The following is a 15,713-nucleotide window of genomic DNA, read 5'->3' as shown; positions in this document are numbered from 1 at the left end:
AAAATTCCCTTATTCATCATACAAACTTGTGAATGCTTTTGACAAGTCTGAAGTCACATGCTGCAGCAGGCTGACGACTCTTGAATAATCCATGCGCGTCGGCCCGATAATCGCGATTGATCCGATCTGTTTCGTATCAACTGTATAAGTGGCCGTGATTAAGCTGCAGTTTTCCATTTCTTCGTAGTCGTTTTCTTTCCCGATTTTGATTGAAATCCCCGCTTTTGATGACTGAAACAGCTTCAGAACATCCTGCTCTTTTTCAATTAAAGATAAAAGCGAGCGAACCCTTTCAATATCATGGAACTCCGGCTGATTCAGCATGTTGATCTTTCCGCCGAAAAACAATTTCTCAACGTGGGCCGCCGGATGGAATGTGGAGCGGAGCGATTCAAGTATGCTGTCATAGTTGGCGATATGCTGCCTTAAATATGTGACAACCTCTTTAAAAATGCGCTCATTCAGTTCGTCCATCGGCACGCCCGCTAATCGATCGTTTAATATATTGACCAGTTTTTCAATATCGGCCAAATCCACTTTAGCCGGGAAATTGATGGTGCGGTTTTCGACATGCCCCGTGTTCGTGACGAGGATGGCGACCGCCTTATCCGGCTGGATCGGAACGATTTGAATCTGTTTAAGATAGTTCTCGCTCAGCGTCGGCCCGAGGACAATCGATGTGTAGTTTGTCAGGTCGGACAGGATTTGCGCTGATTTTTGGACTGTTTTTTCCAGCTCGAAGATTTTTTCTTTAAATATCGAGTGAATTAAATCCAGATCGGTTTTTGTCAGCTTGACGGGTGACAGCAAATGATCGACATAATACCTGTACCCTTTTTCCGACGGAATCCGTCCTGAGGATGAATGGGTTTTTTCAATAAAGCCCAATTCCTCCAAGTCAGCCATCTCGTTTCTGATCGTTGCAGAGCTGAATGTAATCTCGTCTTTTTTTGAAAGAGTTCTTGATCCTACAGGCTGCGCTGATTGTATAAAATCATTAATAATCACTTGCAGGATCAACAGCTGACGATTTGTTAACATCATCATCACCCCTGTTAGCACTCAAGGTCAGCGAGTGCTAATTCTATATCAAAAGTAACAAACCAAAAGAAAAATGTCAATTATAACTCACCCAAAAAAGCGCCAAAAACCTCATTTCCTAATAATTTGCCCTCATGCGTTAATGCAACCGATTCTTCCGTGTCACAGATCAGGCCTTTTTCGGTTAAATCTTTGAGAACATCGGGAAACAGTTCGTCAACCGAGCGTCCGAATTTATCGAGGAAAGCTTGCTTTTGTACGCCGGACATTTTTCTGAGACCGAGGAACATTTCTTCTTCAATCTGCTCCTCACGTATCACCTCGTGCGTGTCACGATAAGGCAGCCCCTTTTCTTCGATGAGCTGAATGTAATGTTTCACAGGCCCGGCGTTGACGGTGCGCGTGCCGCTGATATACCCGTGAGCGCCTGCGCCAAAACCGAAATACGCTTCATTGCTCCAATACGTCAGATTATGCTGCGACTCGTATCCGGGCTTTGCAAAGTTGCTGATTTCATATTGGCGGATGCCTGCTTCACTCATCTGCCTCATGACCGTTTCATACATCTCGGCCTCTTGTTCTTGCGCCGGGAGATGCAGGCGGCCTTTTTGCATTAAATTATAAAACACCGTTTTCGGCTCTACGATCAGCGAGTAAACGGAATAGTGCTCCGCACCAAGAGACAAAGCCGTTTTGACGGAATTGTCAAGATCGGCCAGCGTCTGACCCGGCAGGCCGAACATCAAATCGAGACTGATGTTGTCGAAGCCGAGAGCCCTCGCACGTTCAAAGGAAGTGAATACGTCCTTTTGTTTATGCACTCTGCCGATTTTTTGTAAAAGCTCATCTTCAAAGGTTTGAACACCGAAGCTCAGCCGGTTGACACCGGCATTTTTCATGATTTTTAATTTTTCCGGGGACAAATCATCCGGATTCGCTTCCGCGGCAAATTCTATGAGTCCGTCAGAAGGTTTCAGCACGCGGTGAATGGAATCCATCAATTTTTCCAGCTGGACGGGTGAGAGCGATGTCGGCGTGCCTCCCCCGATAAAAATCGTGCGGAGATCAGGGCGTCCCGTCCGTTCTATTGTATTTATCATTTCCTTTTCGAGTGAGTTTAAGTACTCATCGACAGGCTGGCTCTGAATAAAATATTTATTGAAATCGCAATAGTGGCAGATATGCTCACAAAACGGAATATGAATATAAGCTGATTTCATTTTGAAACACCTTCTTCTTTACAGAAAGAAGCCGCAGCGCGGGACTGCGGCGGCTTCCGTTATTTTTTCGGGCTGTCATCCATTTTAAGAACGGCCATAAACGCTTCCTGCGGCACTTCTACCGAGCCGACCTGCTTCATCCGGCGTTTTCCTTCTTTTTGTTTTTCAAGAAGCTTCCGTTTCCGCGAGATGTCTCCTCCGTAACATTTTGCAAGGACGTTTTTCCGCATGGCCTTAATGGTTGAGCGGGCCACGATTTTCTGTCCGATCGCTGCCTGCACGGGCACTTCGAATTGCTGGCGGGGAATCAATTCTTTCAATTTTTCGACGATGACTTTCCCGCGCTCGTATGCGTAATCGCGGTGCACGATAAATGACAGCGCATCAATTTTTTCTGCATTCAGCATAATGTCCATTTTGACGAGTTTGGACGGTTTGTAGCCGATCAGCTCGTAATCGAAAGAGGCGTACCCTTTCGTGCTGGATTTCAGCTGATCAAAAAATTCATATACGATTTCCGCAAGAGGCATCTCATATACAATGCTGACCCGGTTGGCGTCTAAGTACTGCATATCGATAAAGTTGCCCCGTTTCCCCTGGCAAAGCTCCATAACCGCTCCGACGTAATCGTTCGGAACCATCATCGTCGCTTTGACATAAGGTTCTTCCACCCGCTCTATTTTTTGCGGGTCAGGCATGTTTGACGGGTTATCCACGATGATCTTTTCGCCGTCCGTCATATAAACGTCATAAATAACGCTCGGCGCGGTCGTAATAAGGTCAATTTTAAATTCCCGTTCAATCCGCTCTTGAATGATTTCCATGTGAAGCATTCCTAAAAAACCGCAGCGGAAACCGAAGCCGAGGGCTTGTGACGTCTCCGCCTCGTATTGAAGAGATGAATCGTTCAATTCAAGTTTTTCCAGAGCTTCGCGCAAATCATTATATTTGGCTGTGTCAATCGGATAAAGTCCGCAGTATACCATCGGATTGAGTTTGCGGTAACCCGGAAGCGCTTCTGCCGCAGGCTTAACCGCGCTCGTGATCGTATCACCGACACGGGTGTCGCCGACGTTTTTGATTGCGGCTGTCAAATAGCCTACGTCACCGACTGTCAATTCGTCAGCCGGCTGCGCTTTCGGCGTGAAGACGCCGACTTCGATGACTTCAAACTCTTTTCCGGTTGCCATCATTTTAATTTTCTGGCCCGGTTTGACCGTTCCTTCTACGACTCTGATATACGCGACGACTCCGCGGTACGCGTCATAAAGCGAGTCAAAGATGAGCGCTTTCAGCGGAGCTTCCGGATCTCCCGCGGGAGCCGGCACTTTTTCTACGATCTGTTCTAAAATGTCTTCGATGCCGATGCCCGCTTTCGCTGAAGCGAGGACGGCGTCTGAAGCGTCAAGGCCGATAACGTCCTCAACCTCTTGACGCACACGTTCTGGCTCTGCGCTCGGAAGATCGATTTTATTAATGACAGGAAGAATCTCAAGATCATTATCAAGCGCCAGATAGACGTTCGCCAATGTCTGCGCTTCTATTCCCTGAGCCGCATCAACAACGAGAATCGCGCCTTCACAGGCAGCCAGGCTTCGCGAAACTTCATATGTAAAGTCGACGTGTCCGGGCGTGTCGATGAGATGGAATATATATTCTTCTCCGTCTTTTGCTTTGTATTTCAGCTGAACGGAATTTAATTTGATGGTAATTCCCCGTTCGCGTTCAAGGTCCATTGAATCAAGCAATTGTTCTTTCATTTCCCGCTGGGTGATCGCCGATGTTTTTTCTAAAATCCGATCCGCCAAGGTCGATTTGCCGTGGTCTATGTGGGCGATGATGGAGAAATTCCGGATTCTTGACTGCCTCTCTAAACGCTTTTCTTTATCTGTCACAATCTATCACTCCTACTATTAAACGCAAAATACACTAGCTTAGATTATATCAATAGGATTGTAAACATTCAATTAAAACAAGAAAGAGAAAAGCTTCCTTTAAGGAATCATCCGCTTTTCTCTTCATCAATGCTATCGGTTCAGTTTCGAAACCCACTCGTACATCGCCTGCGCCGAGTCCGTCACGGTATTTGAAAGGGTTTCTCCCGCTTTTGAAAACAGGTTGAAGGTTTCCGCCTGTTCCAGCTGTTTTTGTTTTTCTTCCAGATCTTTCGCCGTAACGGTTTGCCCCAAAATGGAAGCTTCTTTTTCCTGTCCTTCTCCGCCGCCGAGCGTGAATGCTCCTTTTAAGGAGGGATCTTTGTATCCTTTCATATCAAGCATTCCGCTGTTTGCCTGCTGCATGCCGAACAAAACGCCGAAAAACATGACAATGGCGATCAGCAGGCATTTGCCGGTAAAACGGATCATTCGAATCACCTGATTTCTATTGTTTTTTCTTCTCTCCTGATTGCGAGCTGACCTTGTCTGCATCCCAGTACAGTTCGCTGAACACATCGGCCACGGCATCTGATGCGCGCCTCAGTTCTTCTAGATTGTTATCCACGCCCCCGAATTCCAGCAGAAGCGACCTGTCGTTTAAATCCTGGTTGTATACTCCATTATCTCCCGGAGAGCCTTTTGATAAAACACCGACGCTTAAGCCGGGGTATTTTTTCTCCATCAGCTTATGAAGTTCACTTGCGAGTTTATAGTTTTCTTCAAAATTAGCGCTTTTTTTGCCGACCACGATGGCGACTCTGGCATAGCTTTTTCCTTTGATGTCGGCTGTCGTATTTTTCTTGCGGCGGGAATCCCGGTGAATGTCTATGGTATATTGCAGGTTTTTATTTTTGGCGAGCGCGCTTTTTACGACCGGCCTTGATTCGTCATAGCTTCGCGCATAATTTAAGCCGTCTTTGTTCAGGCGGGCCTGAATGTCGGTTTTATCTACGGTCGCTCCTACACCTTGCGCTTCAAGCGCTTTTCCGAACATATCTCCGACAAGCGTGACATTGGCCTTCGAATGGCGGGCGTTATCCGGATTTGTTTCCCCCTTTAACAGAGGAAGATAGGATTCGGTATTATGAGTGTGGTAAATAAAAACGACTTTTTTGCTGCCTGTTGAATGTTTCGGCGGCGCCGTTTCTTCTTTTTTCGTTTTGTTTTCGATTTCTGCCAGGTTCACTTCTTTTTCTTTTTCCATCACCTTTGACGGCGGCGGAGATTCAGCAGGCATATTCGTATAATCCGTCCCCTGCCCCGCCAGAAGGATCTCCGTATCGTATTGGGCAAATCCCGGCAGCTCACGTCCCAAGAAACTCCGCGGGTCTTCCATATTAATACTTGTCGCCAGTTTTAAGGAAAGCCGGGACAGCTGAAAAGAGTCTTTTTCAGGAAGCTCTGAGGCGAAATAATGATTTTCCATACCGAGGAGGTGTGCAAACGCGTCACCCGGAAGTTCTCCGGCAATTCCGTGAAGAGAATCCGAAGAAAGCCTCAGTTCAGGGCGAAGCGATGTGAGCACACCCGATAATACGAAAATAACGATAAGGCTTGTCATAAACAAAAACATGCCCTTGAGCGCATTTCCACCGTTTACTGCAACGACAATTTGACGGTTTCTGCGTTTTTTTCTCATGATTTGAATCCCTCCAGCGCTTGTCTAGTAATTACTCTATGAACAAGCTAGAGGAGGTAGAACCATTTTAATGATTATAAGAGCCTTTGTTATCTTGTGACACTTTTTCATGAAGGGCGGTGTTTAACCCGTTTGCAAGCACGTTCGCCATATCATCAATAAAGGTGTCAATCTCCTTCGGCGTGACCATCAGATTATGGCCGAGCGGAGAAAGCACTTCGTGAATCAGCTGGCGTTTTTCGTTTTCGTCCAGCGTGCCGACAATACCGAGAAAGGATTGGCGCTCTTTTTCTCCGGGAAGGTCTTCGTCTGTCAGCACCTTCTTTTTGCCGAAGTTCATTCCGGCGGGCACCAGGGATCTTGACGGGCTGTCATCTTTCATCTCTCTGCCGAAATGCTTTAATATATAATCCACCGTATCGCTTGCGATCGTAACCGCATCAACGACAGTCGGTACCCCGATTGCGATGACGGGGATGCCGAGCGTCTCCTTGCTTAATTCTTTTCTCTTATTGCCGACGCCTGATCCCGGGTGAATGCCCGTATCAGAAAATTGGATGGTCGTGTTCACCCTTTCAACGGCTCTTGCCGCAAGAGCGTCTACCGCAATCACAAAATCCGGCTTTGATTCTTTGATCACACCTTGAATAATATCGCTCGTTTCAATTCCCGTTAATCCCATCACACCGGGAGCAAGCGCGCTGACCGGCCTGTACCCTTCCTGTACGTTTTCCGGCTGAAGCCTGAACAGATGCCTTGTCACAAGAAGGTTTTCGGTCACGAGAGGGCCGAGCGCATCTGGCGTCACATTCCAGTTGCCGAGACCGACGATCAAACAGCTTGCATCCTTTGGAATCTTTAATGCCGACAGATAGGCGGAAAATTCCTCGGCAAACACTTCCGTTACTTTTTCCTGCATGTCAGAGTCGTGTTCCCGAACCCCTTGAGCCTCGATCGTGACATAGCGTCCCTGCTTTTTCCCCGATAGCTCGGCGCCTTCTTTGGTAATATCGACGGTTCTGACTTTAATGCCGCCCTTGTCGCGTTCTTTTTCAATAAACCCGTTTATTTCTTTTGTCTGACCGGCTTGTCCGTCTTTTACCGCCTGTTTCGTTTCTACCGCTAAATCCGTCCGTATCAGAAATTGATTGACATCCAGTTCGTTGTTTTTCACAGGAAAGACCTCCTTCAATCATCGTGGTACATAGTGTGGCCATTTACAAAACGAATCATGCGAATTTACCCATCAACGAAAAATACTTTACATTTATATTGCAATCTAAAGTTCTGTTTGATAGAATACAATTTGTTCTATTGTGAAGAAGATTTAACCTTAAGACACTGTGCTACAGGTTGTATCTTAGGAGGTGAAACACATGCCAAACATTAAATCAGCGATTAAACGTACAAAAACAAACAACGAACGCCGCGCTCATAACGCGACAATCAAATCTGCTATGCGTACTGCAATCAAACAAGTTGAAGCTTCTGTTGCTAACAACGAAGCGGATAAAGCGAAAACTGCTCTTTCTGAAGCAGCGAAACGCATTGATAAAGCAGTGAAAACAGGTCTTGTACACAAAAATGCCGCAGCTCGATACAAATCTAGACTTGCGAAACAAGTGAACGGACTTTCTGCATAATACAAAAACGATCCCTTTAACGGGGATCGTTTTTTTCATTCAGTCCGGAGAAGCTCAAGGAGAAAGAGCTCCAGCAAGAGCTGCTTGTCCTTTTTCCCCGTTTTCATTTCATAATCCATCACTGCGAGCCTTTCTATAATACGCCGCAGCTCTTCTTCAGAAAAAAGCCTCGCCTGATCCATCGCCAGCTTTACCCGGAAAGGGTGCACCTTTAAGTTGGAAGCGATTTGCTTTTGGCCGTATCCTTGTCCCGCAAAATACTTTGTCTGCATAATCAGACGGAATTGGTTGGCGATCAGCGCCATAATTTTGATCGGTTCTTCGTTTTGTTTTAAAAGATCATAAAATATTTGAAGACTTTCCGTCCGTTTTCGGTTCACGATTTTGTTGATCAGCTCAAAAATATTCTGCTCCAAACTTCTTGCGACAAGCTCCCGGACATCTTCAAGCGTGATCTCATGTCTGTCACCGGTGTAGGCGGAGAGTTTTTGTATTTCCTGATATATGGAAGACAGATGGCCGTTTGCAAGCAGAACCAAATGCTCGGCAGCTTCTGTATCCATCGTTTTATTTTCGGATTTCGCCAGATTAATCGTAAAATCAGTCGTCTCCTTTGCATTCAGCTCCTTAGCTTCAATCATAAGGGCTTTTTGCTTCAGCGCTTTCGTCAGCTTTTTCCGTTCGTCCAGCTTTTCATACGGAGCCACAATCACAAAGACCGTATAAGGCGCAGGCTCCTTCAGGTAAGTCTCCAAAGCGCTTGTATTATGCTCTATTTTTTCTTTCTTTTTTTCCCCTGTTAAAAAAGACGGATTTTTTACGATAACCAGCCGCTTCTCTCCCATAAACGGAAACGTTTCCGCATCGGTTATGGCCTGGTCAAGCGGATCCTCTTCAAGATCAAAAACAGACAGGTTAAAATCTTTAGTCTCCTCATCAACGACAGCTTGTCTGATCCGGCTGACAGTCTCTTGGAGCAGATACGTTTCTTTTCCGTATAAGCAATAAACGGAGCGGACATCCCCTTTTTTCAGGGCTTTCCAAACATCAAATACCATGATCGTATGACTTCCTCTCTTTCTTGATCCCCTTCTATCCTAAATTGAGTTCGGCAAATAGTAAAGAGGAAGCTTTAAAAAGGACAGCTTCCTCATTTATAATAAACGCCTGATTCACAAGCTCCCGGGTCTGCTTGTAAAAAGGCGATAATCACAAGAACAGAAAACGTTACCATCACTTCTAGATTTTTCAAAACAATTCCAGTATACTTAGGGAAGTCAGGAGGGATGAAATTGAATGATTTTGAAAAAAACGTTCAAAGCAAACGAAATGATGCTGTTGACTCAGCTGTCGGTTTTGTCGTGTCCTTCGGATTTTTCGCCTTTTTGTTCGTGATGGCAACAGCCATCCATCTTATCGGCTCTTAGCCGCATTCCGGGCTGCTGTCAATCGGCAGTCTTTTTTACTTCTTGCGCCCTGGTTTCTTCTATATCATATGGAGGGAAGACGGAAAACGTTCCGGCGCCTTTTTCAAATCTGTATTGAATCGTTCCGCTGATATCGGTGCGAAGCACATTGACAGAGTACGCCTTCAAACGATCCAGCACTTCTTCATGCGGATGATGGTATCGATTCTCTTTTCCTGCTGAAATCAGCGCTGCTTCCGGCTGAAGCTGTTTCAAAAAGGCTTCACTCGTTGAGCTTTTGCTGCCGTGATGACCCGCCTTCAATATATCAGCCTTCAGTTTCGGATACGTTTTCAGCACTTCTGTTTCGCCGTCCGATTCTAAATCTCCCGTCAAAAGCCAGCTCACTCCGCCTAAAACCGTCCAAAGCACCAGTGATGAATCATTTTTACTCTTTCCGTCAGATGACTCCGGAGACAGCACCTGAAACTGAAGATCACCCGCTGTAATGGTGTCGCCCCGCTTTGCTTCGGCAACGGGAATGTTGTTTTCTTTCGCCATATTTAATATGTTCTGATCCTTCGGTTCTTTTACGAATCCCACGGGGACAATTAACCGTTTGACTCTATGATTTTTGATTAACACTCCGGCTTCCCCGATGTGATCCTGATCCGCATGGGTTAAAATCAGCGCATCCAGCTTTTTCACCCCTTTTCCGTTTAAAAACGGAATCAAAACCTTCTCGCCGATAGAATACGGGTGGCGTTTTTCTTTCCATGATTCTCCGGGATAAGCAATCACTCCCCCTGTATCAACCATTACGGTCCCTTTGCGGTGCGGCGCGCTTATAAACAGCGAGTCTCCCTGCCCGATATCAAGCATATCCGCTTCTCCCCATGGACTGAAATACGGACGGCATATTAAATAAGCCAAAACCGCGCAGAAAAAAAGAGCCGATTTCCTGAGTTTTAAAAAACCTCCCTTTTCCAAAGCCGCAAAAAGCGTAAAAACGGAAACCGCAAGCAGAAGAAGAGAAAGAAAGTCAGGCTTTGACACAATCATAGTAAATAAATCAACGGATGCCGCATATGTAATGAAATCATGCACAGGCTTCATCACAAGGTCAAACATATCAAACAAACATTCTCCCACCTGCCTTGAAAGCAAAAGAAGAAGGAAACCGATGACAGAAACCGGAATGACAAATAACGTATAAAATGGCACCATCACCATGTTCATCGGAAAACTGACAAGTGAAATTTGCTGAAAATGATAGAGAAGAAACGGAAGTGAGCTGAGCTCTGCAATGAATGAAGCCATCGCAAGCCCGGCAAGTCTGCTTTTCCCTGCTTTCTTTAAAATGGAGGATGACAGAATTAAAGAGGCGCTTACCGCAAAGGAAAGCTGGAAGCCCGCCTGCCAAAGGAGGTAAGGATTAAACAGCAGGAGCAGCAGATAAGACAGAGACAATGCAGCAGAGGAATGAATGCCGCGTTTAAAAAGAGTTCCGGCGATATAAAATCCCAGCATGAGGGATGCGCGCAATACGGATGGGGCGGCACCGCTCAGCAGCGTATACACCGGTAAAAACAGCAGCAGCAACATCCCCGCCTTTTCTCTTGTCAGCCCGATTCTGATCAGAGCATAAAATAGTCCTGCCGTAATAAGACCGACATGCATTCCGGAAATCGCCATTAAATGAACGACTCCCAAATTTTGATATGCACTCAGTATATCGTCCTCTATAGAAAATCTTTCACCTAAGGTCAGCGCTTCAACAATTCCGGCGGAAGATTCAGGCACGTGATTCCGAATGATTGAAATCAAATTTTTTCTGATGCTCAGCAGTTTAAACAGCGGCTGTTTGGATTTTTCACACTGCTGAATAGAAGTCACGGTAAATAACCAGTGAATCTGCTGAGAGTAAAGATATTCCTTATAATCAAAACCCCCGGGAATCGTCGCATGTGCAGGCTGTTCCAGAGAGCCTGTAAACGTGCAGCGCATCCCCGGTTCAAGCTGTTCAATGCGTCTCTTTTCTTCAAGAGACCGGATTTTGTACAAAGCCGCCCATTTTTCCTTGTCATGTGTACGGATAACGGCTGACATTTTCGCTCCGTCAACCTTCGGAATATTAGTGATGACGGCCTGTTCAGTATAACTGCCGGCCTGATACCGCGTTACATTCGCAGCGTCACAAACCGTATAAAGAAAGAAATAAACACAAAAAGAAACGAGGCAGACAACAACCGGAGCAGGCTGCTTTGTTTTTATCATAATAAAGAGAAGATACAGAAGAAAAAGGAGCAGAACCCAGAAGACATGAGCGGCGGCAATTCCCGCAGTTGCAGAAACCGCCGCCAGAGGCAGAAGAAGGTATTTATATTTCATTTATACGTAACTGGTAAACAGCTCATTGGCCTGTTCATGAATTTTTTTCAGTTCATCTGCCTTAACTCCCGCATCAGATAATTGCTGAATCAGACCTGCGACAAAAGACAATTTTTCGCGGTTTTTCAGATCGATGATCATTTCATCAAGTTCGACCTGCTCCACCTTGACTCCGGCTTGGCTGAACAGCTCTTTTGCATAAGGCTGTGTTTTGTAATCTTCGGCATAATAGACCGTTTTGATGCCTGCCTGGATAATTGATTTGCAGCATTGAATACAAGGATAATGCGTCACATAAATTTCGGCGCCCTCCGTCGGAACACCGAACTTAGAACATTGCAGAATCGCATTCATCTCTGCATGTATGGTCCTCTGGCAATGATTATCTATTAAAAGGCATCCTTCATCAGCGCAATGGACGCCGCCGGCGATTGAGCCGTTGTATCCGCCGGCAATCATCCGCTTATCTCTGACTACGGTTGCCCCGACTGACAGTCTCGGACATGTGCTTCTCAGCGCCAGCAAATGGCTTTGCGCCATAAAATATTGATTCCATGAGATTCGTTCCACAAGTGTTCCCTCCAAAAAGTCTTGTTGCTTTTCTAAGTTTACATAGATTTAAGCAGAACCGTCAATTCACTTTACCGTAATGGAAGTTTTTATCCGCTCAAATGACTTTTCTCCAAAGCCTGATACATTCATCAAATCTTCAGCAGTCTGAAACCGTCCGTTTTCTTCTCGGTAGGCGATAATGGCTTCCGCTTTTTTCTGCCCCACCCCGGAAATCGCCTGAAGTTCGTCCAAAGATGCCGTATTGATATTGACAGCTGCATTCTCCTTTTCACCCGCTGCTGTTTTCGGGTGATTCTCTTCTTCGCCTTCACTCGGAATATAAACAATCGTCCCGTCCTGCAGCTGCTCTGCTAAATTAACATTCAATTCATCCGCCTTTTTCTTCAGGCCTCCGGCTTTTTCAATGGCTTGCGTCACTCTGTCTCCCGCTTTCATTTCATACACGCCGGGATTTCGGACCGCACCTTTCACATCAATCATAATCTTATCGTCTGCGGTGTCTTTTTTGTCCGCGACGGATGCCGAGGCTGTTTGGCCGAGCACGGACTGCTGTTTGACCGGCTCTTCCTTTTCAGAACGAAACAGCCAAATACAGATAAAAACCGCCCCTGCCGCAAGACAAGCGCCCAGAATTTTCAGGTTCCGCCGCAGCCGCTCCGTCATCATCGCTTTCGTCATATTGCATTGCCTCCCCGCATAAGGTTTAGAGGATTAAGGGAAAAAGGAGGGGAATTCATTGAAAATAGGCTTTATCGGCACCGGAAACATGGGAACGATCCTGATTGAATCGTTTATCGAATCAAACGCTGCCGATCCCTCACATATCACCATCACAAACAGAACAATCGAAAAAGCATTAAAACTAAAAGAACGTTTCAGCGGCATCCATGTCACTGAGGATCAGGAAAAGCTCGTACAGGATAATGAAATAATATTCATTTGTGTAAAACCGCTGGATATATATCCTTTGCTGAAAAAACTCACACCGCATTTACGGAAAGATCACATTTTAATCTCCATTACCAGCCCCGTTCAGACGGATCAGATTGAACATACGGTTCCGTGTCAGACGGCCCGCGTCATTCCGAGCATTACGAACCGCGCCTTGGCCGGCGTCTCGCTTGTTACGTTCGGCAAAAGCTGCAGCGAGTCTGCAAAAGCGGATATTCAAACGCTGTTCACTCATATTTCAAAACCTGTTGAAATCAGCAGCGGCATTACAAGAGCGGCGTCAGACATTGTCAGCTGCGGACCCGCTTTTATGAGTTATCTCGTTCAGCGCTTTATTGACGCGGCAGTGGAAGAAACGGACATCACCAAAGAAGAAGCCGTGATTATGTCGACAGAAATGCTTGTCGGTCTCGGAAAGCTTCTTGAAACGGGGCATTACACGCTTCCCGCCTTGCAGGAAAAAGTATGCGTAAAAGGCGGCGTCACCGGAGAAGGACTGAAGGCTCTCGAAAGCGGTGTTCAGGATATGTTCAATCGTGTCTTTCAGCGTACACATGACAAATACGATGAAGATATATCGTTAGTGAAGAAGCAATTTCACGTGTAACTGAGTATGCCATAAAGAGCTTTATCGCGCCAATCGCAAAAAATGCATTTTAAAAACCATCGTTCCGTTTAAACGATGGTTTTTGGTTTGCCTGCCGTAAAGAAAAGACGTTCAGACTCTGTTGAAGGAGGCCGGTCTGTAAAATCAGCCGTCACCTTCTTCAGTTCAAATCCGGTCTCTGCAAGCATTTGTTCATATTCTTCAATGTAAAATGTTTTTTGCTCATGCGTCTCGTCATAGCGGTCATAAGATTGTCCGTTCCATACGAAAAAGGACATATCATGGATGACAGAAAGCTCTTCATCGCCGGCAAAGCTTTGCCAGATATAGCTGATCTGCTCATCCTGATCCGCATGGGTGCTGTCCGGAAAAAGCTCCGTCATTTTATACGGGGAATGGACGTCAAACAGAAGCAGGCCGCCCTCCTTCAAAACTTGAAAAACACTTTTGAAGGTGCTTAAGACATCATTTTTCGTTTTTAAGTAATTTAGGGAATCACAGCAGATGACTACGGCATCAAACTGTTCTTCAAAACCGGAAAGCTCTCTCATATCCTGCTGGAGAAAAAGAATCGGCTTTCCCGTTTTTTTCTGCTGGGCACAGCTCAGCATATCTTCACTCAAATCAATCCCCGTGACTTCGCAGCCTTTTTCAGCAAGCCTGATGGATATTTCTCCGGTTCCGCAGGCAAGATCAAGCACCCTTCCCTTTTCCGGAAGAGACGCTTCGATCCAGCCCGCCCATTCATCATACGGCGCATGGGACATTAACTCGTCATATACACCGGCGAAGCCTTGGTAAATCATGAGTTCAAGCCGAGTTCAAGCTCTGCGAGCGGCGCGTCGCCCCATAGCTTTTCAAGATTATAGTAGCTTCTTTCATCTTTATGGAAAACGTGGACAATGACGTCGCCGAGATCAACTAAAACCCAGCGGGCCTCATCAAACCCTTCCATCTTTTTGACATCAATGCCGTTTTCTTCTGCCTGATCTTTAATTTCACGCGCAATGGCCTGAACCTGTTTATCAGAATTCCCGTGGCAGATTAAAAAGTAATCCGCTACAAGTGAGATTCCTTCCATGTCCAGCGCTAAAATATCTTCTGCACGTTTATCGTCGCATGCTTTTGCCGCGATTTTTAATACGGAAGCTTGATTCATTTTCCATATTCCTCCTGTCATTTTTGAGACACCAGCCAGTTATAGGTTGCAAACGTCTCCGGAAAGACCGGCTGGTTTTTTTTCATCAGAAATATCATTGTATTTTTCATCGCTTGTATGAGCGCTTCGTTCAGATCTGTTTCCGCCAGACGGCGCACCTCTTCCACTCCGGGAAAATGGCGGCCGGGTTCAATGTAATCCGCAACGTAGATGACTTTGTCTAAAAGGGTCATTCCGGGACGCCCTGACGTGTGATAGCGGATTGCATCCAAGATCTCAGGATCAGTGATCCCCGCTTCTTTCTCAGCCAAATACGCTCCCACAGGGGCATGCCACAGCTCGGCATTGTAATCCAAGAGCTCAGCCGGCATTTTTTCCCGCACGATGATCTGCTTCATTTCTTCTTTCGGCCGGAATTTTGCATAATCATGAAAAATAGCCGCCATTTCCGCTTTTTTCGGATCTGCTCCGAACCGGCCTGCGAGAATAACCGCCGTATCTGTCACGCCGATTGTGTGGATGTAGCGATGCTCGGTCAGCTGTTCTTTGACGCAGGCAAGTGCTTCCTCACGATTCATATAAATCATTCTCCTCTATATACTGCCTCACTTTATCCGGCATTAAGTATTGCGTCGGCTTTTTTGCTTTGAGACGTTCTCTCAGCATCGTTGACGAAACGTCAAATTCCGGAACGTCGGCAAAAAGCAGCGGGTACGGTGTCTCAATATGATACCCCGGGCGCCGCACTCCGATAAATTGAATGAGCGTGAGCAGTTCGTCCAGTTTGTACCATTTCGGCAGATATTCAATCATATCCGCCCCGATAATAAAGAAAAGCTTGTCGTTCGGGTGCCGCTCCTTCAGTAAACGGACGGTATCATAGGTATAAGAAGGGCCTTTCCGGTCCATTTCCGCAAGCTCAAGCTTAAAGAAGGAATTAGAGCTGATGGCAAGCTTCAGCATCTCCACCCGGTGCCGGCTGTCTGTAAAGTCTTCATTCTGCTTATGCGGCGGGATTTTATTGGGCATAAACCAAATCTCATCGAGCTCCGCCTGATGAAGGACTTCATTAGCCATCAGAAGATGTCCGTTGTGCGGAGGGTCAAATGTGCCCCCGAATATTCCGATTTTCTTCATGTCAACCAC

General features: G+C 46.1%; 16 protein-coding genes and 2 pseudogenes. 3 read left to right on the top strand and 15 right to left on the bottom strand.

Features of this window, described 5'->3' with window-relative positions; translation table 11 throughout:
- Positions 1 to 9: 9 nt before the first annotated feature.
- From hrcA to gpr, 6 genes are all read right to left on the bottom strand, one after another.
- Positions 10 to 1,041 (bottom strand): heat-inducible transcriptional repressor HrcA, encoded by a 1,032-nt coding sequence (gene hrcA / locus MJQ52_RS18900; protein ID WP_017418176.1) that lies wholly within the window; start codon positions 1,039 to 1,041, stop codon positions 10 to 12.
- An 80-nt stretch (positions 1,042 to 1,121) separates the two neighbouring features.
- Entirely contained in the window at positions 1,122 to 2,261 is a 1,140-nt protein-coding gene (gene hemW, locus MJQ52_RS18895; protein ID WP_094247718.1) for a radical SAM family heme chaperone HemW, read from the bottom strand.
- A gap of 59 nt (positions 2,262 to 2,320) precedes the next feature.
- Positions 2,321 to 4,156, bottom strand: a complete 1,836-nt coding sequence (gene lepA, locus MJQ52_RS18890; RefSeq protein WP_013352938.1) for a translation elongation factor 4 — start codon at positions 4,154 to 4,156, stop codon at positions 2,321 to 2,323.
- A gap of 132 nt (positions 4,157 to 4,288) precedes the next feature.
- Complete coding sequence (locus tag MJQ52_RS18885) at positions 4,289 to 4,627, bottom strand: YqxA family protein (RefSeq protein ID WP_007408270.1); 339 nt, start codon at positions 4,625 to 4,627, stop codon at positions 4,289 to 4,291.
- A gap of 16 nt (positions 4,628 to 4,643) precedes the next feature.
- Positions 4,644 to 5,837: a stage II sporulation protein P gene (gene spoIIP, locus MJQ52_RS18880; protein WP_013352939.1), complete on the bottom strand. Its 1,194-nt coding sequence runs from the start codon at positions 5,835 to 5,837 to the stop codon at positions 4,644 to 4,646.
- A gap of 67 nt (positions 5,838 to 5,904) precedes the next feature.
- Positions 5,905 to 7,011 carry a GPR endopeptidase gene (gene gpr, locus MJQ52_RS18875; RefSeq protein WP_003152878.1) on the bottom strand — a complete coding sequence of 369 codons (1,107 nt, stop codon included), beginning with the start codon at positions 7,009 to 7,011 and terminating at the stop codon, positions 5,905 to 5,907.
- A gap of 202 nt (positions 7,012 to 7,213) precedes the next feature.
- Here gpr and rpsT point away from each other — a divergent pair, with 202 nt between their 5' ends.
- Entirely contained in the window at positions 7,214 to 7,480 is a 267-nt protein-coding gene (gene rpsT / locus MJQ52_RS18870; protein ID WP_003152876.1) for a 30S ribosomal protein S20, read from the top strand.
- Positions 7,481 to 7,496: 16 nt separating this feature from the next.
- Here rpsT and holA read toward each other — a convergent pair.
- Both holA and MJQ52_RS18860 read right to left on the bottom strand, forming a co-directional pair.
- A pseudogene (holA, locus tag MJQ52_RS18865) lies at positions 7,497 to 8,538 on the bottom strand (DNA polymerase III subunit delta).
- Positions 8,539 to 8,577: 39 nt separating this feature from the next.
- Positions 8,578 to 8,732, bottom strand: a pseudogene (locus MJQ52_RS18860) (hypothetical protein).
- Between the two features lie 40 nt (positions 8,733 to 8,772).
- On the opposite strand from MJQ52_RS18860, the gene MJQ52_RS18855 reads away from it, so the two are divergent.
- Positions 8,773 to 8,907, top strand: a complete 135-nt coding sequence (locus tag MJQ52_RS18855) for a YqzM family protein (protein ID WP_003152870.1) — start codon at positions 8,773 to 8,775, stop codon at positions 8,905 to 8,907.
- Positions 8,908 to 8,925: 18 nt separating this feature from the next.
- On the opposite strand, the gene MJQ52_RS18850 is transcribed toward MJQ52_RS18855, so the two are convergent.
- The 3 genes from MJQ52_RS18850 to MJQ52_RS18840 all read right to left on the bottom strand — a co-directional run bounded on the left by MJQ52_RS18850 (position 8,926) and on the right by MJQ52_RS18840 (position 12,528).
- Entirely contained in the window at positions 8,926 to 11,277 is a 2,352-nt protein-coding gene (locus MJQ52_RS18850; protein ID WP_094247717.1) for a DNA internalization-related competence protein ComEC/Rec2, read from the bottom strand.
- Positions 11,278 to 11,847 (bottom strand): ComE operon protein 2, encoded by a 570-nt coding sequence (locus MJQ52_RS18845; protein ID WP_003152868.1) that lies wholly within the window; start codon positions 11,845 to 11,847, stop codon positions 11,278 to 11,280.
- 66 nt (positions 11,848 to 11,913) lie between these two features.
- A complete protein-coding gene (locus MJQ52_RS18840; RefSeq protein WP_013352942.1) occupies positions 11,914 to 12,528 on the bottom strand; it encodes a helix-hairpin-helix domain-containing protein in 615 nt (204 codons plus the stop codon).
- Between the two features lie 58 nt (positions 12,529 to 12,586).
- On the opposite strand from MJQ52_RS18840, the gene comER reads away from it, so the two are divergent.
- Positions 12,587 to 13,408 (top strand): late competence protein ComER, encoded by an 822-nt coding sequence (comER, locus tag MJQ52_RS18835; protein WP_014305449.1) that lies wholly within the window; start codon positions 12,587 to 12,589, stop codon positions 13,406 to 13,408.
- A 68-nt stretch (positions 13,409 to 13,476) separates the two neighbouring features.
- Here the strand turns inward: comER and MJQ52_RS18830 are convergent, their stop codons facing one another.
- Genes MJQ52_RS18830 through MJQ52_RS18815 form a run of 4 tightly spaced genes read right to left on the bottom strand, consistent with a single transcriptional unit; the run spans position 13,477 to position 15,704 of the window.
- The gene (locus MJQ52_RS18830) at positions 13,477 to 14,214 is read right to left on the bottom strand and encodes a class I SAM-dependent DNA methyltransferase (RefSeq protein ID WP_031378935.1); all 738 of its coding nucleotides are present in this window, start codon (positions 14,212 to 14,214) and stop codon (positions 13,477 to 13,479) included.
- Positions 14,211 to 14,567 carry a ribosome silencing factor gene (rsfS, locus tag MJQ52_RS18825; protein ID WP_003152864.1) on the bottom strand — a complete coding sequence of 119 codons (357 nt, stop codon included), beginning with the start codon at positions 14,565 to 14,567 and terminating at the stop codon, positions 14,211 to 14,213. Before rsfS ends, MJQ52_RS18830 begins: the two co-directional genes overlap by 4 nt.
- Positions 14,568 to 14,584: 17 nt before the next feature.
- Positions 14,585 to 15,145 (bottom strand): bis(5'-nucleosyl)-tetraphosphatase (symmetrical) YqeK, encoded by a 561-nt coding sequence (gene yqeK / locus MJQ52_RS18820; RefSeq protein WP_032856887.1) that lies wholly within the window; start codon positions 15,143 to 15,145, stop codon positions 14,585 to 14,587.
- Positions 15,135 to 15,704: a nicotinate-nucleotide adenylyltransferase gene (locus MJQ52_RS18815; protein ID WP_003152860.1), complete on the bottom strand. Its 570-nt coding sequence runs from the start codon at positions 15,702 to 15,704 to the stop codon at positions 15,135 to 15,137. The genes yqeK and MJQ52_RS18815 overlap by 11 nt, the downstream gene beginning before the upstream one ends.
- Positions 15,705 to 15,713 lie beyond the last annotated feature (9 nt).

This window comes from Bacillus sp. jun7 (assembly GCF_051034795.1).
In the GTDB taxonomy this organism is placed as follows: domain Bacteria; phylum Bacillota; class Bacilli; order Bacillales; family Bacillaceae; genus Bacillus; species Bacillus velezensis.
Note: the sequence above shows the minus strand (reverse complement) of the source record. Positions and strands in the feature narration are given on the sequence as shown.

Bases quoted from the DNA above. Each gene is read 5' to 3' on its own strand.
- MJQ52_RS18840 (WP_013352942.1), bottom strand. From the start codon at position 12,528: ATGACGAAAGCGATGATGACGGAGCGGCTGCGGCGGAACCTGAAAATT.
- rsfS (WP_003152864.1), bottom strand. From the start codon at position 14,567: ATGAATCAAGCTTCCGTATTAAAAATCGCGGCAAAAGCATGCGACGAT.
- MJQ52_RS18885 (WP_007408270.1), bottom strand. From the start codon at position 4,627: ATGATCCGTTTTACCGGCAAATGCCTGCTGATCGCCATTGTCATGTTT.
- hrcA (WP_017418176.1), bottom strand. From the start codon at position 1,041: ATGTTAACAAATCGTCAGCTGTTGATCCTGCAAGTGATTATTAATGAT.
- spoIIP (WP_013352939.1), bottom strand. From the start codon at position 5,837: ATGAGAAAAAAACGCAGAAACCGTCAAATTGTCGTTGCAGTAAACGGT.
- MJQ52_RS18815 (WP_003152860.1), bottom strand. From the start codon at position 15,704: ATGAAGAAAATCGGAATATTCGGGGGCACATTTGACCCTCCGCACAAC.
- rpsT (WP_003152876.1), top strand. From the start codon at position 7,214: ATGCCAAACATTAAATCAGCGATTAAACGTACAAAAACAAACAACGAA.
- MJQ52_RS18850 (WP_094247717.1), bottom strand. From the start codon at position 11,277: ATGAAATATAAATACCTTCTTCTGCCTCTGGCGGCGGTTTCTGCAACT.
- hemW (WP_094247718.1), bottom strand. From the start codon at position 2,261: ATGAAATCAGCTTATATTCATATTCCGTTTTGTGAGCATATCTGCCAC.
- MJQ52_RS18830 (WP_031378935.1), bottom strand. From the start codon at position 14,214: ATGATTTACCAAGGCTTCGCCGGTGTATATGACGAGTTAATGTCCCAT.
- yqeK (WP_032856887.1), bottom strand. From the start codon at position 15,145: ATGAATCGTGAGGAAGCACTTGCCTGCGTCAAAGAACAGCTGACCGAG.